The sequence below is a fragment of the Arcobacter defluvii genome, assembly GCF_013201725.1.
Classification (GTDB): domain Bacteria; phylum Campylobacterota; class Campylobacteria; order Campylobacterales; family Arcobacteraceae; genus Aliarcobacter; species Aliarcobacter defluvii.
The window spans coordinates 2754037-2773755 of sequence record NZ_CP053835.1 but is presented as its reverse complement, the minus strand read 5'-3'; the positions used below and the strand labels follow the sequence as shown (position 1 = coordinate 2773755).

The window sequence follows — 19719 nt, the reverse complement described above, 5'->3', positions numbered from 1 at the left end:
TAAAAAAATAAAGGTCTAAAATGAGAAAAGTTATAAGTGTGAATTTAGAATTAAGTGTCGTAAACTTTTTGGAGCAGTTATCTAAAATTGAGTGTAGAAATAAATCAAATTTAGTTAATGAAATAGTTAAAAAACATTATGAAAGTTTAACTTTAAAACAAAAAATGAAAATGTTGAGAATTGAAAATTTTGAAGGTGGTGTTAAATGATAGTATCAATTTTATTAGAAATTTACACAATGTTAAAAAATGGAAAAAATAGAGAAGAAGTACAAAAAATTTTATTGGCAAAAGCAAAAGAACTTTTAAAAAAAGATAAAGAAGATTTCGAAGATTATCAAGATAGAAAAAAATCTCAAAATATCGAAAATGAGAAAATTATTCTGGAAATAGAAAAACAACTTAACAAACAAAAACAACAAGAAAACCAAGATTTCAAGGAGTTTTACTAATGGAAAAGTTTAAAACATTAAAACAACTTAATGACGAATTTAAAGGTCATTTGGTTGAAATTGGAAAAGTACAAAATAAAATTGATAAGTTATACAATCATTTAAAAAAAGAATTGGCTGCATTTGAACAAACTTTAAAAGAAGTTAAAGAAGATAAATCTAAATTTACAAAAAATGGAAGAAAAAAAGTCGAAATTATCGAAGAAGAAGAAACAACAAGAGTTGTTGAAGTTGCTGAAGAAATTAATTTAAACGACTTTAAAAATCAAATTGAAAAAATGAAAAAATTGTCTTATGACAATGTAAAAAGTTTGGAAATAGAAGAAGAAACTTTTGGATTTGATAGATGAGAAATTATAGTTCTGTAACCTCTCGAGGTGTTAATAAAAATTTTTTGGAATTAATTTATGAGCATAATGTAAATAGATTGAAAAAAGGTCAAGAGATAGATTATTTATTAAATAAAGAGGATAGTCTAGGGAATAGGTCAAAAATCTTAATTGGTGATGAATTCATCAATTTAGAGAGTTTTAATCAAGTGAAAGAGAACTTGGATAAATTAGAAGAACAAAGACAACAACTAATAAGTAAAAGAGAAAATTCTGGAGATTATCTTCAAAATCATTTAATTGAATTTGTAGTTGCTTTGTCTGAAGAACAATCGAATTATTATCTTGATAATGATATAGATTTAAGTACAGGTATCGAAAAATTTATTGAGAATTTAAACGAAAATTATGGAATAAAAACTTTAATGTATTCTGAGCATTTTGATGAGGGGCACTATGAGGGAAATGAGGCAAAAAAAAATTTGCACTACCATATTATCGCATATAATTATCATCTGGAAAAAGAAAAATCAATCTTGGGTAGTTTTACAAAACAAGATTTTAGAGATTTGCAAGATTTAGCAGCGATTTCTTTTCAACAAGTTGAATTGGATTTTCAAAGAGGAATTAGTAAAAACATAACTAAAAAAGAACATTTGGAAACATTAGAATTTGCTTTACAAAAACAAAAAATCGAATTGGAACAATTACAAAAAAGAAGAAAAGAAGAATATTATCTTGCTAAAAGTGTAAAAAATGACATTAAAGACTTAAGACAAAATTTTGAAAGAGATTCGTTCGAATTTGAACAATTAACAAATTTGTTAAATGTTGCTAGACAAGAGGAAAAAGAAAGGGCCGACAAAAACAAAATTGAGTTTGAAAACGACAAAGAACAAAGAGGTTTTATAAGTAGTAATTTAAAAAGTGTTTTACAAAAACATTTAAAAAAAGAAGAGTTTGGAATTTTAAAAAAAGAAACTATTACTAAAGTTGAAAATATAAATGAACTTTTCAAAGATTTGATTTCTGAATTTGAAAAAATGAAAAAAATCGACATTCAAAATATGGATTATAACAACATAAAAAATTTTGAAAAAGAATTAATGAATGATAAAACAAAACTTGTAAAAGTAATTGAAACATTAGACAACGATAATCGAAAATTGGAAAAAGAAAACAAAATTTTGAAAGAACAACAAGAGAATTTTGTAAAGAATTTTGGAGATTTTAAGACAAAATTTATAGAAATAGAACAAGAAAATAACAAATACAAAGATTTTATTTTACAAAACAATCTTAATAAAAATTTTGAAAATTTTGGGAAAATAGAAGATAAAGATAACAACTTACCTTTTAACTTTTCGAGAGCTTAGCATTCTTTTGGGTTTTTAAGGGTTTTAACCCTTAAACCACTTCTACTGCAAGTAGAAAGACCTTCAGGTCGTAGTGGGACTCTAAACACGAAAAGAAAAAAGATAAGCTCCTTTAATAATTTAGGAAGTTGTTATCGTTTTTTTATATATTTATACTTTATAATAAGGTATAAATATTGCATACAATAGAATTACTATATATTTAAAGGTAAATAATGAAAAATAAGAATTTATATTCTTTCCTAACTGGTGGAAGTGTTGCAACATTAGGTGGATTAATTGGATTAGGTGGAGCTGAATTTAGACTTCCAATTTTAGTTGGATTTTTTGGATTCACAACATTAAGTGCAATTATAATTAATAAAATTGTATCTTTAGTGGTTGTTATATTTTCAATATTTTTTAGAAGTAATACTATTGGATTTGAAGAGATTATTCCTCATTCCTTTATTATTATGAATATTTTAATAGGTAGCCTATTTGGTGCTTATATTGGTGCTAATTATGCAATGAGAATTAATCAAAATCTTTTAAATAAAATAATACTTGTTATGCTTATTACTTTGGCATTATCAATGTTATTGGGGCATAATTATTTAGTTGGAGGAACTCCTCTTTTTGAAAATCAAATTTTATTATTTGTAGTCGGCATTATAGCTGGAATTTTGATTGGTATAATTGCTGCTGTGTTAGGTGTTGCTGGTGGAGAATTTATTATTCCAACTTTAATTTTATTATTTGGATTAGACCCAAAATTAGCTGGAAGTATTTCCTTATGTATTAGTTTACCAACAATGTTAATGGCATTTTTTAGATATTCTAAAAGTGAACAATTTAATCAAATTATGAATGAAAAAAGATTTTTAACATTTATGATTGTAGGCTCTTTTATAGGTGTATTTATAGGTTCATTATTACTAAACTATATAAATTCACAATATATATCAATTTTATTAGGTGTAATATTACTAATATCTGCATGGAAAGTTTTTAAAACACATTAAATAAAAGCTTTCTTTTAAGTGAATAATTCTAGATAAGTGCAATTTAAGTTTTTGGTGCTATAATTCCAACACTGGTTATGATACTTTAAGGATTATTTATGATACTTTCATTATCTGCCAATGATAGAGAAACCCTTATTTTAGGGATTGTTGAGGAATTACAAAGAAAATCCCTTGCTCTCTGCCATTTTTTAAAATTAAATCATTTAACTTTTTATCATTATTTGATTTAACTTATCCAATATTTTGTTGGAGGTATAGCAAAGCTGGTAATGCCTCGGATTGCAAATCCGACATGCGTTGGTTCGAGTCCGACTACCTCCTCCACTTAAAATTCTTCCGTAAATTATTTAAAAATAATTTTTCTTTTATACTATTATTATTTCAATTAACATATAATCTAAAATAAATTCTTTAATTTTAGGAATCTCAAATGTCAGAAAAAATATATATCTTATACATAGAAGATGACAAAATAGTGGCTGATTCTGTTTCTAGGACTTTACAACTTTTAAATCAAAAAATATTTACAGCATATGATGGTGAAGAAGCTTTAGGTATCATAGAAAAAAATCCAATTGATATAATTATTACTGATATTAGAATGCCAAAACTAAATGGTATAAATTTAGTAGAAAAATTAAGGCAGAAAGATTTAGATATTCCTGTAATAATTACAACAGCTTTTAACGAAATAGATTATTTAAAAAAAGCTATAGAATTAAGTATAGAGAGTTTTATAGAAAAACCTATAGATTTACGAAAATTATTACAGACAGTTTCAAAAATTTCTCAAAGAGTAGAAACAAAACGGGAACTAGAAAGAAAAAAAATTCAAATTGAACATTTTAAAGAAGCTATTAGTAAAAGCAATCTAATAATAAGTACAACTAAAGATGGTTTAATTAAAGATATAAATTTTGATTTATTCTCTGATTTAAGCGATCAAATTTCAAAATATAAAATAGAACATATTTCTTCTTTAATAGATGAAAAAGATTTAAAAATAATTTATGAATTTGTAAATAAGTATGAAGTTTACAATAAAACAATAAATATAAATTTTCAAAATAAAATATATATTGTAAATTTGACTGCTTTTGCTTTAGAATTTGATTATGATGAAATTAGTTCAATTAGTTTTATATTTAAAGATATAAGTTTAGTTGTAAGAGAAAAAGAAGAGATAATAAATTCATTATATCTTGAACCAATTACTAAACTTCAAAATAGATCTTCTTTAATTAAAAATATAAATGAGAGTAAAGATTCTCTAAATTCTTTAATTATTATAGATATTGATAATTTTGGAAGATATATTAAAATGTATGGTTATGAAGTTGGAGATAAGATTTTAAGAGATATCTCTTCTAAATTAGAAGAATTTATAAAATTAAATAAAAGACAAAATTTACATTTATTCAAATTAGATAGTGATAAATTTGCAATTTTACTAAAATCTTCAATAAAAATTAAAGAACAAGATTTAGCAAAACTTTCAAATGAATTATTGAGTTTTTTAGAATCTTCAACATTTTTGATAGATGAAACGATAAATTTAGATTTATCGTTTACTTTTGGTGGAGCTTATTTTGAACAATTTGACATTTTAACAGAAGCTTTAATAGCTAAAGATGTGGCTCAAGATAGAAAATTAAACTATATTGATTTTTCAAATGTTACTGATTCCAGAGAAGCTTTTCAAAAAAATATTGAACTTGAAAAAAAGATAAAAAATGCATTTTTAAATGATGAAATTATCACTTATTTTCAAGCAATAGTTGATAAAGATAAAAATATAATAAAATACGAAGCTCTTGCAAGAATATATGATAGTTTTGAAAAAAAAGTTTTAACACCTTATTCTTTTTTAAATAATATTCAACATTCCAAAAATTATACAAAATTTACAAAGATTATTATTAAAAAAGCTATGGAAGGAGAATCACTTTTACATAAAGAAATTTCAATAAATCTTTCTTATGAAGATATTATAAATCCAGAAATTATTGATTATTTAGAAAAAATATTAAAAGAACACAAATCAGTTATAACTATTGAACTTTTAGAAAGTGAAGGTTTAATTGATATGGAAAAAACTATAAAATTTTGTACATTAATGAAAAGTTATGGTGCAAGAATTGCAATTGATGATTTTGGTAGTGGATATTCTAATTATGAATATTTTCTATCTTTGCCTATTGATAAAATAAAATTAGATGGTTCTTTGGTAAAGAAAGTTGGTGAATATAGAGGTTTTATTTTAATTGAATCAATTATTACTTTTTGTAAAAAATGTGATATAAAAGTTGTTGCAGAATTTGTTGAAGATGAAAAAACTTTTAATATTTTGAAAAATTTAGGAGTTGATTATTTCCAAGGTTACTATTTTAGTGAAGCAAAATCTTTAGATGAATTATTAAAAGAGAAAAAATGAAATTTTTAAGTAGAGTTAATTATTTAAGTAGATTTACTTATTTATTCATTTTAGCAGGAATCAGTTTATCTAGTTTAATACTTCTTATTCTTTTTGCAGAATTGTCAAATTATCAAAAATTATCAAATCTAGATAAAGCAAAATTTGAATTTGAGCAAAAGAAAAAGAATATTACAAAATTTTATGAACAATATAAAAGATTTTTAATTTCTTTAGATGAAAATACAATATTTCTTAAATATCTAACAAATCCAAATGAAGAAAATCATGAGAATTTATTGAGTCTTTTTGATACTTTAATGAGTGATAAACCAGAGGTTACACAACTTAGATATTTAGATGAGACAGGAAAAGAAAAGATTAGAATAGATAGAAACTTTTATGGTGAGATTCCAAATATAATTTCAGAAGTATCTTTACAAGATAAAAGTAAGAGAGATTATTTCATAGAAACGATGGCTTTAGAACAAAATATGATATATGTTTCAAAACTAAATTTAAATATCGAAAATGGAAAAATAGAGAAACCTATAAAACCTGTTTGGCGATTTGCTATACCCATCGTATATAAAAATAAAAGACGTGGAATTTTAATTGTAAATATTTTTGCAAATAAATTTTTGCAAGAACTTATCCAATCAAATACTTTTAATGTTGATGTTTTTGACCAAGATAATCAAGTTTTAGTTTCAAGTTTTGAAAATAGACCTCAATGGACTAAAGATTTAGAAAAAACTCCAATATTAGAAAAAGATAAATTTATTTTAGAAGATATATTAATTGATAATATAAATAATGAAGTTTTACATATTGGGTTTACTCCAAAAGATTGGGCTCTAAGTTTTTTTGAATTTGTAAATAGCAAAATTATTATTTTAATTTTTGTAATATTTATTATCTCATTTATTTTGGCTTATTATTTAGCAAAAATACCAAAAAAATTATTTGATGAATTAGAAAGTCAACAAAAATTTATTTTACAACAATCAAAACTTTCAGCAATGGGAGAAATGATTGCGATGATTGCACATCAATGGAGACAACCATTAAATGGAATTTCTGTATTAATTCAAGAAATAGAAATAAAAAAAGAGATGAATATTTTAGATGATGAACAATTTAATTTTGCAACTACAAATATAAAAAATACGTTAAATTATATGTCAAAAACAATAAATGATTTTAGAAACTTTTTCAAACCTTCTAAAAATAAAACAGAATTTAATTTTTTAGATGCTGTTAGCCAATCTTTTGAATTATCAGAAGTTAGATTAAAAGATAAAAATATAGAGTATGAAATTAAATATTCACATAAACTTGATTTAAATTGTTTTTTAATTTTATCTTTTGAAAGTGAAATAAAACAAGTATTTCTGAATTTAATAAATAATTCTGTAGATGCATTTTTAAGTAAAAATATAGAAAAAAGAAAAATAATTGTAAATTTAAAATGTGATAATGATTTAATATATATTGAATTTATTGACAATGCAGGTGGTATTGATAATAAATTAATAGATAAAATATTTGAACCATACATATCTTCAAAAGAGTCGCAAAATGGAACAGGTTTAGGTTTATATCTTTCAAAAATGATTATAGAAAAGAATATGAGAGGTACTATTATTGCTGAAAATATAGAAAATGGAGCAATTTTTAAAATATCAATTCCAAAGATAAAATAATAAGTATAACAAAAGAGTTATTTTTATAGATATAACACAATTAATACACGATTAATCTGATATTATTCCACATTGTTTTTTAAGGAAACAAAAATATAAAAAAGGACGCAATACCATGAAAAAAATTTTATTAGGAACAGCTGTAGCATTAGTTTTATTAACAGGTTGTAATGAAGAGAAAAAAGCACCTGCAACTCAAACAGAAGTAACAGCTCCAGCAGCACAAACTACTGAAGCAACTGCACCTGCACAAGAAGAAACTGCACCAGCAGCACAAACTGAAACAACAGCTCCTGCACAAGAAGAAACAGCTCCAGCTGCACAAACTGAAAGTAAATAATTATTTTTTATATTCCGTGTTGATAAATTCAGCACGGATTTTTATAAAAAAACTCCATTAATCAAATAATATTTAATCACATAAAAAGAGCATAAGAGTATAAAAAGAGTATTAAATATTAAAGAATATTTGTATGTATATGCTAAATCTTTATTAATAAAAGTTTTTAAAATGAAACTTGAAACACCAAAAAAAGTTCCTAAAAATAGAGTTCCCCAAATAAAATATCCAATAAAATAATACTCTTTTTGAAGCATACAAAAAGGACATTGATGAGTTGGAAGTTGATATATGTAAGTTGAAAAAAAGTAAGTTACTGCATAATAACCAATATATAAAAACATAAAATTTATTATTAGATTTAAAAAAGATAATTTTTGAATACTTAAAATTGTTGTTAGAACATATAATAGATAAAAAACAATCAAAAGATTTGTAATTGATAAATCAAAAGGGATTTTGCTTCCTGTATTATTAACTCCAAATATTACAGAACAGCACATTACTGGCTCTTTTGTAGAGATATTATCTAGAAATGAAAAATCTAAAAAGAGTTCAATAATAGATAAAATAAAAATAAAAATGTATAAAATATATTTTTTTTGTGTATATGGATATGTTTTTGCTTTTAAATCTAAAGTGTTTATTATTAACCAAACACCAATAAAAAATAAAATTAAAATCTTTAAAGCAAGATTTATTTGTCCAAATTTATTTGCTCCAACAATTCCAGCTGCACACATAGCACCTGGGACAATATTTGATAAATTATCTAAACTATAAGCAAAATAGGGAAATAAAACTATTTTTACAATTAGCGTGAAACTAATGATTAGAATCACTAAATAAGAGGTTTTTTCAAGTTTATATTGTTTGTTTGTTGTTTTATTAAAATCCCAATTTTTTATAATAGAGAGTGAAAAATAAAAAGCAATTGTTAATAAAATAAAAAGAATAATTTGCACAAATAAAAATATAATTACTTCATTTGATAATAAAATACTACTCACAAATTATTCCATTTTTTATATTTATAACGTTGTCAATAAAATCAAGATTATCAAAAATTGGGTCGTGAGTTGCAACAATAATTGTTTTGTTTAATTTTTTTAACTCTTTTAAATTTTCAATAAATTTGATTGAATTATCAAAATCAAGATTTGCAGTTGGTTCATCACAAAGAATAATATCAGGATTATTTACAATTGCTCTTGCTATTGCACATCTTTGTTTTTCTCCACCTGAAAGATTTGATACTAACTCATCTTTTTTATGTGAAATATTTGCTATTTCTAAAGCTTTTAAAACTTTTTCATTTATCTCTTTTTGAGAAAAACCAACTGGAATTAATGGAATTGAAACATTGTCTTTTGCACTTAGTTCATTGAATAGATTATATGATTGAAAAATAAATCCTAATTTTTTTGCTCTAAAATTAGAACTATGTAAATCTGGAAGTTTAGCAACACTTTCATCATCAATAATAATTTCACCACTTGTTGGTTTTTCCATAGTTGCAATAAGTGATAAAAGAGTTGATTTCCCACTTCCACTAATACCTTTTAAAATTACGCAAGTTGAAGTTTCGATCTCTAAATTTATATCTTTTAGAGCATAAAACTCTTTTTTTGTATTTTCATAAAATATTTTATTTAGGTTTTTTATTTGTATCATTTCATACTCTTTGTAGAATCAATAATAGCAACTTTCCAAACAGGAATTAAAATAGCACTTAAAAATGGAATCATAAAAAATAAAAATAGGGTGATTAAACTACTTATTTTAATATTTGAAGATATTGTAAAATCATTCTGAATATTTGAAAAACCAATAAAAATATTTTTTAAAATAGGTGCATTTAAAATGAATATAAAAATATAAGCAAAAATAACTCCAATAATAAATGCCATAAAAGCAACTATAAAATTTTCCATGATTTTAAGTTTGATAATATCTTTTATACTCCAACCAACAGCTTTTAAAATACCAATTTCTCTTTTATCAGTTGAACTTATCATTGAATATCTTTGATATAAAATCAAAATAAAAGTAAATAAAACAACAATAAATAAAATCAAAAAAATTCCACCTTTGTAGTTGAACATATTTTCATACATTTTTTTTAATTCATCTTTTTGTAAAACTCTAATATTTGAGTGTTTTATAAGTATTTGTTCTTTTACATTTTGTCTTTCTAGATTATTGGGAACATTTAAAATAATATCTGTTGCTTCATCTTCATTTATATTTAATATTTGTTTTGCAAGATTTATATCCATTATTATTAAATCATTTGCAACTAAATTTGCTTCTTTTGGTAAATCTTTGAAAATTTTGATAGTTTCTAAATTTTTATTTGAAAGTTTAAAATCATAAAAATCAAAATAGTGATATTTATCAAAGACTTTTTTTACACCATTTCCAATAATCATAGAATTTGTACTTAAGAAATCAGAGATGTTTAAAATGTTTAGAAGTTCTTTTATATTTTTATTTGTAGTTTCTTCAAAAAAATCAACTCCAATAATTGTAAAATAAATATTTTCTGGCATAAAATAGTATAAACCATAAACTCTTTGTTGAACAGAAGTTACACCATTTATAGAACTAAAATCATCTATCCAAGAAGTAGGAATATTTTGAGTCTTTCCACTATTTATTTTTTGTATTATAAAATCACTTTGATTTTTTAAAGTATTGTTTACTTCTTTTTGCAAAGAGTTTTTTAAAAATAAAATTGATGATGTTAAAAAAACTATTAATATAGAAATTATAAAAATAGCTATATGTTTTGATTTATGTTTACTTAAAAGTAAAAATAAAAAATTAAAAAAAACACTATTTTTCATATACAAAATCCAAATAATTTATTTGTATAGAAAGTGGATAAAGATTTGTTGAATAATCTTTGTACTCTTTTATTCTTGCTTCAAAAATATTATTTGAATAAGCAAGATTAGGGATTTTTGTAATTGCACTTATTTTTGTTGAATAATTTATATTTTTATTTGAATGAAAAAAGATAAGAAAAATAAAAATTGATAAGATTAAAATTATAAAAAAAATAAAAGTTTTTGATAAAGTAGTAATAATAACTCCTTTTAATTTATATGATTTTATCTTTTTTTAGTTAATTATGAGTTAAATAAAATTAAGAAAAATCAATAAAATATTAAAATTTTATGATTTTAATTATTATTTATTTTTTCTAAAAAGTCCTATAAATCGTACCTTAAACACTTCTTAATAAATAATACATAATAAAAAGTATATAATTGCGCGAATATTTAAGGAGAGAGTATGCCAAATAAAAATCAAATTGACGAGTTAAAAGCAATTTTACTTGAAAGAAAAGATAATATTTTAGCTAATATACATAATAGTAGATCAAATATTGACCAATTAAAAGATCAAGATATAAATGATGATTTAGATTATGCAGAGCTAGTTAGTGACTCTTTTACAGAGGGGATGATAGCAAATCATCAATTAGAAGAGTTAAATCAAATAGAAGAAGCATTGAAAAAAATAGATGCTGGAACTTACGGTATTTGCGATATGTGTGGAGTTACTATTCCTCTTGGTAGATTAAAAGCAAAACCTTTTGCTAAATTTTGTACAGAGTGTAGAACAGTATATGAACAAGAGTTTGTAAAAAGAGCTAAGAATTGATAAAAAGATTTTATCCTTTAAACGATAAAACTTTAAATTTCAAATTTATTCAAAATGAAGAGGATTTTATAGTTGAGGAACAAGCTATAAAATTTTCTCAAAGTGGAAGTTTTTTAGTTTTAAAAATAAAAAAAACAAATTGCGATACTTGGGAACTAATTGATAGATTAGCAAAATTCCTTGGTATTTACTCAAATGAGATAGGTTACGCTGGTCTAAAAGACAAAAGGGCTACAACTACTCAATACATAACAATTCCTAAAAAATATTCAAAAGAAATAAAACTTTTCAGAAATAAAAAAATTGAAATACTTGAAACTTTTTTACATAATCAAAAATTAAATATTGGTGATTTAGAAGGGAATAAATTCAAAATAAATTTACATGACGTGGAAGTTGCTGATATAAATCATATTCAAAAGATTATTAAAATAATTACTAAAAATGGTATGCCAAATTATTTTGGTTATCAAAGATTTGGAAAAGAAGTTATTGAAAATCTTGAAAAAGCAAAATCTGTAATTTATGGTGAAGAAATTATAAAAGATAGAAAATTAGCGAAAATGTTAATATCTGCTTATCAAAGTAGTTTTTTTAATGCTTGGTTAGTAGAAAGACTTAAATTAGATGAAAATGAATTTAAGTTACTTGATGGAGATATTTTTTTAGATCTAGAAAAAGATAAATTATTTACTCCAAAAACAATAACAGAAAAAATAACAAAAGATTTTAAAGAGTTTAGAATTGTTCCAACAGGATTACTTCCTGGAAGAAAGGTTTTTAAAGCAATGGGAGAGGCTTTAAAAATTGAAGAAAAATATGATGATTTATATATTCAAGAAAAAGGTTATAGAAGAGAAGCTATGGTTTTTCCAAAAGATATAACTTGTAAATATGATGCTTCAAAAAAAGTTTGTAGTTTAAATTTTATTTTGCCTAAGGGTTCTTATGCAACAGTTTTTGTAGAGTTTCTAGCAAATAGAAATTTTTCTTAATTATATTAGGTCTAAAATATTTTAGACCTACATAATTTTCTTAAGGAAGAGTTATATATTTTGAATCAAAATATATTCTATTTCCAATAGCAATCATTCTTTCTTCATTGTCAAATCCAAAATCATAAACAGTGTCTTGTTTAAAATCTTCACTAATATTTATTATAAATCCTTGTGATTCAACAGCATATAAAGAGTCAGTAAATGCAAGTGCATGAATTTTGGCATATTTATATTTTTTCTTAGCTACTTCTTCTAAATTAGCTGTTAATTTGATAATTTGTCCATCAATAGTTGCTATATAAATATTTTCTTTATTTACAATAATATCTCTTAAGTCATACTCTTTAGATAAAATTTCTTTTGGTGAAATTGAAACAATTTTATTTGGACTTGCAACGATCAGAGTTTGAGTACTTTCAATTACATTTAATGAAATAATATTATTAAATTCATTATCAGGATCAACAGCAATGTTTTTAACTGATTCATTATTAAGTGCTGAAACAATAATAACTTTTCCGTTTAATGTAGGGAACAAAATTAGATTACCCATAAAATATGGATTTGCAATTCTTGTATCATTTGCTAATGATAGTGGTAAATACTCTTTAAATAAAGTTTTATCGCTATTCATATCAATTAGTTCAATTGTATTATTAGAATAAACAACTGCTAACTTACCATTTTTTATAGATGCTGCTACAACAACATCTTTTACAGTTCTTTCTTCATTTCCTATTAATAATTTATCAACATAGTTAGTTGCAATGATTCTGCCATCATCAGTAACATTTATAAAATCAAAACCTTCAGGTAATTCAAATTCAGAAATACCATTTTTTGTAATAATTTTATTATCATCTAATGTTGCACCAATTTTATTCATCGATTTTATTGATGAAGACATAGATTCTTTATTTAATTCAATGTTGCTACTTACATCTTCTGGTTCATAATATTTTTTACTAGAACAAGCCGTAAATAGAAGTAGAGTTGATAATGAAATTAAAAGATATTTCATGTTTTTTCCTTATTTTGTAAGTAAATAGTGATTTAATAAATTTGCTAATTCAAATGCTTTTGAAGTTTGAGGGATTTGTTTTAAAGTAGTTTTTGCTTCTTCAAATTTTCCTTCATTTACCAATAAAAGTGCTTTATTAAATATAGCGAATTCTTTTAGTAAAAAATCATTTTGTAATGATAAATTATCTAATTCTTTTTGATCATTATTTGTTGTTGCTATTTGAAATTTAAGTAACTCTTTTAGCAAAGGGATATTTATTTCAACAGATTTATTTTCTTTTTTAGCTTGTAAGTATAGTGCAACTTCATATAATTCTTCATTTTTATCTTTAAGCGTAGTTAGTGCTTTTTCATCACCACTTTCTAAAAATTTGTTTAGTGCAATATTTGCGTCAAATTTATTTGCTTCGTCAATATTTTTTTTGATTATAGTTCCAATTGAACCTATGATGATGATTACTATAAATCCAAAGATTAATGTTTTATATTTTTTAAAAAATCTTTCACCTTTCACGAAATTTTCAAGAAATTTTTCTTCGCTACTCAATTCATTTTTTACATAATTAACATCTTCTTTTATACTCATATCAGTGACCTTTTTCTAAAGTAGGTGATATGGTACAAAATTTTTAATAAAATCTTACTTTTATAAACTTTTTTGTATAATTTTTTTCTATAAATTTTAAAGGTTATTAAAGAAATGAAGAGATTACTACTAGCTTCTACAATTGCATTAATTTTATCACAATCACTTTTTTCAAAAGAGGAAGTTGCTGAGCCAGAACAAACAAGATTTGAATCATTGTCAAAATTGACAAAAGTTATTGGAACAGTTGAAAAGTATTATGTAGACGATATTAAACTACAAGAAATAGTTGATAAAGCACTAAAAGGTTTGATGCAGGAACTAGATGCACACTCTAGTTATCTTGATAAAAAAGCATCAAAAGAGATGAACATACAAACAAAAGGTGAGTTTGGTGGACTTGGAATTACTGTTGGTATGAGAGATGGTGCATTAACTGTTATTTCTCCTATTGATGATACCCCAGCTTTTAAAGCAGGTATTAAAGCAGGTGATATTATTTTAAAAATAAATGATACTTCGACTATTGGAATGACTTTAGATGAAGCAGTTAATATAATGAGAGGTGAACCTAAAACTGATATTTCAATAACAGTTGTTAGAAAAGGTGAATTAAAACCTCTTGAAATAAAAATGAAAAGAGATATCATAAAAATACAATCTGTATTTGCAAAAACTATAGAAAATGAAAATGTTGTCTATTTAAGAGTTTCAAGTTTTGATACAAAAGTTACAGAAGATTTAGAAAAAATTATAAATGAAAATAAAAATGCAAAAGGATTTATTTTAGATTTAAGAAACAATCCTGGAGGATTATTGTCTCAAGCAATAGGTACAGTTGATTTATTTGTTGATAAAGGTGTAATTGTTTCTCAAAAAGGAAGAACAGCTGAAGATGAAGAAAAATTCGAAGCATCAAGTTTTAATACAAAAACAAAGTTACCTTTAGTAGTTCTTGTAAATGAAGGTTCAGCATCTGCTTCTGAAATCGTAAGTGGTTCTTTACAAGATCATAAACGTGCAGTTATTGTTGGAGAAAAAACTTTTGGGAAAGGTTCAGTTCAAGCTGTACTTCCTATTGATAATGAAAGAACAGAAAATATAAAATTAACAATTGCAAAATATTATTTACCAAGTGGAAGAACAATACAAGCAGTAGGTGTAACACCTGATATTGTTGTTGCAGCAGGTAAAGTAACACAAACAGAAGATAATGCATTTAAAATAAAAGAAGCTGACTTAAAAAAACATCTAGAAGGAGAACTTGAAAAAGTAGATGATGTAAAAAAACAAGAAAAAATATTAGATGATGAAACAAAAAAAGTAATTACAGGTGAAGACTTGTTGGAAGATAATCAATTGAATACTTCATTAGCAATCTTGAAAAGTTTAATAATTATGAATAAAGAATAGGAAAATAGATGAAAATTAGTGAAATTATTGCGCTTGGACTTTGGCCAGAATCGAAAAAGATTACATCTCAAAAAGGTATTGAAGAACTTGAGCAATTAGGTTACAATTTATTTTATATAGGAAAAAATGCAGATCTTTATACTTGTCCAGGTGATGATGCAAAAGTTTTATTAGTAAGAAGTGATAGATGTTCGGTATTTGATATTCCATTAAATCTTGAAATTGAAGGGAAAGGTGTTTCTCAAACGGCAATTTCAAATAATGGTGCAAAATTTGCTAAAAAATTAGGTGTAAGAACAGCTATTTTAGATGAAACTGTTGATCAAAATTTAAGTGTTGCTCCAAGATGTCAATTAATGGAATTATGTAAAGCATTAGAAGCCCAAATTGATGGAGAAGTTGTTCAATTTGAATTGATTTTTAGAAATTATTTAACAGGTTCTTTATTTGAAGCGACGCAAAAAGGTCAAGATCCATATGGATTAAATCTCTCTTCAGATTTAAAAGAGTGGTCAAAATTTGAAACACCATTATTTACTCCAACAACAAAGGGTGTGAAAGATATTCCATTAAATTCACAAAAAGTAAGAGATACTTTCCCTGAAATCATCTCAAGTTTAGAAAAATTATTTAGTGAATTTACAAAGTTTGCACAAGATAATGGAATTATTGTAGTTGATACAAAACTTGAAGTTTTTGTAAATTCAAAAGGTGAATGGATTTTAGGGGATGAAATATTAACACCTGAAAGTTCAAGATTTATTTCAAAAGAAGATTTTGAAAAACAAAATTATATTTCTATGGATAAACAAATTTTAAGAGATTTTGGAAAAGCAAGTAATTGGAAAGAACAGGCAAAAGAGTTAAAACCTGGTCAAAAATTAGATGTTATTGTTCCACAAGAAATCAAAGATAAAATTTTAAGTGGATATACAACAATTCTTAAAAGATTGAGTTAATAGGCTTAAAAGAGCTAAATTGCTATAAGGCAGTTTTAGATATAATCGCAAAAAAATAAATTGAAGGTGACAAATGAAAGCAATTGTAAATGTAGGATTAAAACAAGGTGTTCTTGATGATCAAGGTAAAGCAACTCATCATGCTTTAGATACATTAGGTTTTAAAGAGATTGTTAAAGATGTAAGAATTGGTAAACAAATTATCATTGAATTAAACTCTTCAAATGAAGAAGAAGCAAGAGCTGAAGTTACTAAAATGTGTGAAAAACTTTTAGCAAATACAGTAATTGAAGATTATAATATACAAATAGTAGGTTAATATGAAAATTTCAGTATTACAATTTCCTGGAACAAACTGTGAATATGATACAAAATATGCTTTTGAAAAGTTAGGTTGTGATGTAGAAGTTATTTGGCATAAAGAAAAAAAAATACCTTCTGATACTGATTTATTAGTAATTCCTGGTGGCTTTTCTTATGGTGATTATTTAAGAAGTGGTGCGATTGCCAGATTTGCAAATGTTATGGAATCAGTTCAAGAATATGCTGCAAAAGGTGGAAAAGTTTTAGGAATTTGTAATGGATTTCAAATTTTATTAGAAGCAGGATTGTTACCTGGTGCTATGAAAAGGAATGATTCTTTACATTTTATTTCTAAATATCATACTTTAAAAGTAATTAATACTGATAATACATTTTTATCTTTAACAAAAAAAGATGAAGTTTTGAATATTCCAGTTGCTCATCATGATGGAAATTATTATATTGATGCAGAAGGTTTAAAAGAGTTAGAAAAAAATAATCAAATCCTTTTAAAATATTGCGATAAAGATGGAAATTTAGTAAATATGAATGGTTCAGTTTCTAATATCGCAGGAATTTGTAATAAAGAAAGAAATGTTTTTGGTTTAATGCCTCATCCTGAGCGAGCTATTGAAGAGATATTAGGTTCAACTGATGGAGTAAATATGCTGAAGGGTTTTTTACAATAAAGAGATGACAAATCTCTTTATGTAAAAATGAAAATGAAAAAAATATTTCTATTTATCTTATTATTTAATATTCTTTTTTCAGTAAATCTTTTTGCTGCCAAAAATTTATATTTATCTTATAAAAAAATTCCTAGTAACGTTTATAAAAATCAAAAATTTGAAGTTGTTATAAAAGCATTAATTACTACTGATAATTTTGATAAGCTGTCTACTACTTTTACAAATTCTTCAAATATTACAGTTTTAAATTCAAATAGTGAATGGGAAAAGATATCTAATGATACTTATGAAAATAGTTATTATTTTAAAGTAAAAGCAGGAAATTTTAAACTTCCAGATATTGAAGTAAAATTATGGAGTAATGATTCTTTAATTGATGTAAGTGAATTATCTGCAACTCCTATTAGATATTCAGATATAGGAAAAGGTGATGAAAGATTTTCAAATATAATTGCAGATAATATTTTGTTAAAGGCATATAAAACAAAGCAATATAATAATAAAGAAGCATTAACAATAATTGATATTGATGCTTTAAATTCAAATTTAGAAGATTTTAAATTAAAAAATATTGAAGAACAAGGAATTTCAAATTTAAAAGAATGGGAAGGAACGCAAAATTTAGTTTATTATTTTGTAACACCTATTTATCAAAAAAACTTAATATTTACATATTACAATTCAATGACAAAAAGTTTCAAAGATGTAAAAATTCCATTAATTTTACAAAATGAATTAGTTAGTACTCAAACAGATTTAAATCCAAATGATTCTACTTTTGAAAGATACAAAAAAGTTGCAGCTATTGTGATTTTTGTATTTTTATTTATATTACTTATTTGGAAAAGAAATAAATGGTTTTTGATCTTAACATTAATATCATTTATCATTGCGATACTTTATAATTTACCAAATAGTAAAGGCGTAGTAAAAAAGGATTCTTTTGTTTATATTTTACCAACAAAAAATTCTACAATCTTTTTTAAAGTTGAAAATGAACAAAAAGTTGAAGTTCTACAAAGAAAAAATGGTTTCATCAAAGTTCTTGGCTTAGATAATGATTTTATTGGTTGGATAAAGGATGAGAGTTTTGGCGAGAATTAGAGGAATTATACTTTTTATACAATTTTCTATTACGGTTGCAGTTACAGTCTTATTTATGTATATATTTAAAAATCATACACATAAAGTAATAAAAATTTGGATGACTTTCCAAATGTTTGTTTTAGGAATTAAACTAGAAATTGAAGGAAAACTTGATGAATCATGTGATATGTTAATCATGAATCATCAATCTTTACTTGATATTATAGTAATTGAATATATTCATTCTCGAGATTTAGCTTGGGTTGCAAAAAAAGAGATTACAGATTTATTCTTTTTTGGGCATATCATAAAAGCTCCAAGAATGATAAGCATAGATAGAGAAAATAAAGCTGGAATAATTACTTTATTAAAAGAGACAAAAGATAGATTAGACAAGGGTAGACCAATTGCAATGTTCCCAGAAGGCACAAGAAGTAATGGTAAAAAAATGGGAAGTTTTAAACCAGGAGCTAAAATAGTTGCAAATAAATATAACTTAAGAGTTCAACCAATAATTTTATTTAATACAAGAAATATTGTTGATTCTAAAAGTTTAAAAGCAACACCTGGAATTGTAAAAGTCATTTTTTTAGAACCAGTTCTAGCATCAAAAGAGACATCATGGTTTGAAGATACGGAAATAAAAATGAATGAAGTCTTTGATAAAGAGTGCAATAATTATGTCTCTTAGCTGGCAAACAATCTTAGCAATTGGACTAGGAGGATTCTTAGGTGCAATTGTAAGAGCTTATGCTGTTCATTTTACAAATAGGTATTTTTCTATAGAATTTCCTTTAGGAATTTTACTAGTAAATCTAGTTGGTTCATTTATTATTGGTGTACTATTTGCATACTTTTCTCATTTTACAGTTTCTGTAAATGTAAAAGCTTTTTTAACAACTGGATTTCTAGGTGCATTAACTACATATTCTACATTTGCAATTGAAACATATTTACTTTTTAGTACCTCAATTTATTTAGCAATTTTGAATATCTTATCAAATTTAATCGGTACAATTATCGCAGCAGGTAGTGGATATAAATTAATCCAATTTTTTCTTAAGTAAATTACTCAAAATTTTTTTAAGCATTATATAGTTATAATGCTCCACAAAATCAATATAATAAGGATAAGTCATGAGTATGCCAGGTGGTATGGAATGGTTATTAATTGCATTAGTTGTATTACTATTATTTGGTGGTAAGAAAATACCAGAACTAGCTAAGGGATTAGGTTCAGGAATCAAAAACTTTAAAAAAGCTGTTAAAGATGATGAAGATGAAATAGCAGATGCAAAAAAAGTTGATGAAATTGAAAAAAAATCAGAAGTAAATGCAACTGATAAAAATGAAACAAAACAATCATAA

24 protein-coding genes and 1 tRNA gene are annotated in these 19719 nt (G+C 24.3%); 20 read left to right on the top strand and 5 right to left on the bottom strand.

Annotated elements, in window-relative coordinates; translation table 11 throughout:
• Positions 1-20 precede the first annotated feature (20 nt).
• The 10 genes from ADFLV_RS13885 to ADFLV_RS13845 all read left to right on the top strand — a co-directional run bounded on the left by ADFLV_RS13885 (position 21) and on the right by ADFLV_RS13845 (position 7622).
• A complete protein-coding gene (locus ADFLV_RS13885) occupies positions 21-209 on the top strand; it encodes a hypothetical protein (RefSeq protein ID WP_129010824.1) in 189 nt (62 codons plus the stop codon).
• The gene (locus ADFLV_RS13880) at positions 206-451 is read left to right on the top strand and encodes a hypothetical protein (protein WP_129010825.1); all 246 of its coding nucleotides are present in this window, start codon (positions 206-208) and stop codon (positions 449-451) included. The genes ADFLV_RS13885 and ADFLV_RS13880 overlap by 4 nt, the downstream gene beginning before the upstream one ends.
• Positions 451-801 carry a hypothetical protein gene (locus ADFLV_RS13875; protein ID WP_129010826.1) on the top strand — a complete coding sequence of 117 codons (351 nt, stop codon included), beginning with the start codon at positions 451-453 and terminating at the stop codon, positions 799-801. The genes ADFLV_RS13880 and ADFLV_RS13875 overlap by 1 nt, the downstream gene beginning before the upstream one ends.
• Positions 798-2156 (top strand): hypothetical protein, encoded by a 1359-nt coding sequence (locus tag ADFLV_RS13870; protein WP_129010827.1) that lies wholly within the window; start codon positions 798-800, stop codon positions 2154-2156. The genes ADFLV_RS13875 and ADFLV_RS13870 overlap by 4 nt, the downstream gene beginning before the upstream one ends.
• 215 nt (positions 2157-2371) lie before the next feature.
• Positions 2372-3160 (top strand): sulfite exporter TauE/SafE family protein, encoded by a 789-nt coding sequence (locus ADFLV_RS13865; protein ID WP_129010828.1) that lies wholly within the window; start codon positions 2372-2374, stop codon positions 3158-3160.
• 98 nt (positions 3161-3258) lie between these two features.
• On the top strand, positions 3259-3393 hold the full coding sequence (locus ADFLV_RS15270; RefSeq protein WP_268812259.1) for a hypothetical protein: 135 nt from the start codon (positions 3259-3261) through the stop codon (positions 3391-3393).
• A gap of 18 nt (positions 3394-3411) precedes the next feature.
• Positions 3412-3487: transfer RNA gene (locus tag ADFLV_RS13860), tRNA-Cys, on the top strand.
• 106 nt (positions 3488-3593) lie between these two features.
• Positions 3594-5597, top strand: a complete 2004-nt coding sequence (locus ADFLV_RS13855; RefSeq protein ID WP_129010829.1) for an EAL domain-containing protein — start codon at positions 3594-3596, stop codon at positions 5595-5597.
• Positions 5594-7282 (top strand): sensor histidine kinase, encoded by a 1689-nt coding sequence (locus tag ADFLV_RS13850; RefSeq protein ID WP_129010830.1) that lies wholly within the window; start codon positions 5594-5596, stop codon positions 7280-7282. Before ADFLV_RS13855 ends, ADFLV_RS13850 begins: the two co-directional genes overlap by 4 nt.
• A 115-nt stretch (positions 7283-7397) precedes the next feature.
• The gene (locus tag ADFLV_RS13845) at positions 7398-7622 is read left to right on the top strand and encodes a lipoprotein (RefSeq protein WP_014475331.1); all 225 of its coding nucleotides are present in this window, start codon (positions 7398-7400) and stop codon (positions 7620-7622) included.
• 41 nt (positions 7623-7663) lie between these two features.
• Here ADFLV_RS13845 and ADFLV_RS13840 read toward each other — a convergent pair whose 3' ends face one another.
• From ADFLV_RS13840 to ADFLV_RS13830, 3 genes are read right to left on the bottom strand one after another with little or no spacing between them, the layout of a single operon-like run.
• The gene (locus ADFLV_RS13840; protein ID WP_129010831.1) at positions 7664-8632 is read right to left on the bottom strand and encodes a hypothetical protein; all 969 of its coding nucleotides are present in this window, start codon (positions 8630-8632) and stop codon (positions 7664-7666) included.
• Entirely contained in the window at positions 8625-9296 is a 672-nt protein-coding gene (locus ADFLV_RS13835; protein ID WP_129010832.1) for an ABC transporter ATP-binding protein, read from the bottom strand. Before ADFLV_RS13835 ends, ADFLV_RS13840 begins: the two co-directional genes overlap by 8 nt.
• On the bottom strand, positions 9293-10471 hold the full coding sequence (locus tag ADFLV_RS13830; RefSeq protein WP_129010833.1) for an ABC transporter permease: 1179 nt from the start codon (positions 10469-10471) through the stop codon (positions 9293-9295). The genes ADFLV_RS13835 and ADFLV_RS13830 overlap by 4 nt, the downstream gene beginning before the upstream one ends.
• Before the next feature lie 451 nt (positions 10472-10922).
• On the opposite strand from ADFLV_RS13830, the gene dksA reads away from it, so the two are divergent.
• Positions 10923-11294 carry an RNA polymerase-binding protein DksA gene (gene dksA / locus ADFLV_RS13825; protein ID WP_014475327.1) on the top strand — a complete coding sequence of 124 codons (372 nt, stop codon included), beginning with the start codon at positions 10923-10925 and terminating at the stop codon, positions 11292-11294.
• Complete coding sequence (locus ADFLV_RS13820; protein WP_129010834.1) at positions 11291-12289, top strand: tRNA pseudouridine(13) synthase TruD; 999 nt, start codon at positions 11291-11293, stop codon at positions 12287-12289. Before dksA ends, ADFLV_RS13820 begins: the two co-directional genes overlap by 4 nt.
• A gap of 40 nt (positions 12290-12329) precedes the next feature.
• On the opposite strand, the gene ADFLV_RS13815 is transcribed toward ADFLV_RS13820, so the two are convergent.
• Together ADFLV_RS13815 and ADFLV_RS13810 are read right to left on the bottom strand one after the other, a co-directional pair.
• On the bottom strand, positions 12330-13313 hold the full coding sequence (locus ADFLV_RS13815; RefSeq protein WP_129010835.1) for a hypothetical protein: 984 nt from the start codon (positions 13311-13313) through the stop codon (positions 12330-12332).
• A gap of 9 nt (positions 13314-13322) precedes the next feature.
• Positions 13323-13901: a hypothetical protein gene (locus tag ADFLV_RS13810; RefSeq protein ID WP_014475324.1), complete on the bottom strand. Its 579-nt coding sequence runs from the start codon at positions 13899-13901 to the stop codon at positions 13323-13325.
• 114 nt (positions 13902-14015) lie between these two features.
• Between ADFLV_RS13810 and ADFLV_RS13805 the strand changes: the two genes are divergently transcribed.
• The 8 genes from ADFLV_RS13805 (at position 14016) to ADFLV_RS13770 (ending at position 19719) form a co-directional block, all read left to right on the top strand.
• On the top strand, positions 14016-15314 hold the full coding sequence (locus tag ADFLV_RS13805) for a S41 family peptidase (RefSeq protein WP_014475323.1): 1299 nt from the start codon (positions 14016-14018) through the stop codon (positions 15312-15314).
• Between the two features lie 8 nt (positions 15315-15322).
• Positions 15323-16273, top strand: a complete 951-nt coding sequence (locus ADFLV_RS13800) for a phosphoribosylaminoimidazolesuccinocarboxamide synthase (protein WP_014475322.1) — start codon at positions 15323-15325, stop codon at positions 16271-16273.
• 73 nt (positions 16274-16346) lie between these two features.
• Positions 16347-16592, top strand: coding sequence for a phosphoribosylformylglycinamidine synthase subunit PurS (gene purS / locus ADFLV_RS13795; RefSeq protein ID WP_014475321.1), 246 nt, complete (start codon positions 16347-16349; stop codon positions 16590-16592).
• Between the two features lies 1 nt (position 16593).
• Complete coding sequence (gene purQ / locus ADFLV_RS13790) at positions 16594-17265, top strand: phosphoribosylformylglycinamidine synthase I (protein WP_014475320.1); 672 nt, start codon at positions 16594-16596, stop codon at positions 17263-17265.
• Positions 17266-17298: 33 nt separating this feature from the next.
• Positions 17299-18369, top strand: a complete 1071-nt coding sequence (locus ADFLV_RS13785; RefSeq protein WP_129010836.1) for a hypothetical protein — start codon at positions 17299-17301, stop codon at positions 18367-18369.
• Positions 18347-19042: a lysophospholipid acyltransferase family protein gene (locus ADFLV_RS13780; RefSeq protein WP_228712367.1), complete on the top strand. Its 696-nt coding sequence runs from the start codon at positions 18347-18349 to the stop codon at positions 19040-19042. The genes ADFLV_RS13785 and ADFLV_RS13780 overlap by 23 nt, the downstream gene beginning before the upstream one ends.
• A complete protein-coding gene (gene crcB / locus ADFLV_RS13775; RefSeq protein WP_014475317.1) occupies positions 19032-19418 on the top strand; it encodes a fluoride efflux transporter CrcB in 387 nt (128 codons plus the stop codon). The genes ADFLV_RS13780 and crcB overlap by 11 nt, the downstream gene beginning before the upstream one ends.
• Before the next feature lie 70 nt (positions 19419-19488).
• Entirely contained in the window at positions 19489-19719 is a 231-nt protein-coding gene (locus ADFLV_RS13770) for a Sec-independent protein translocase subunit TatA/TatB (RefSeq protein WP_014475316.1), read from the top strand.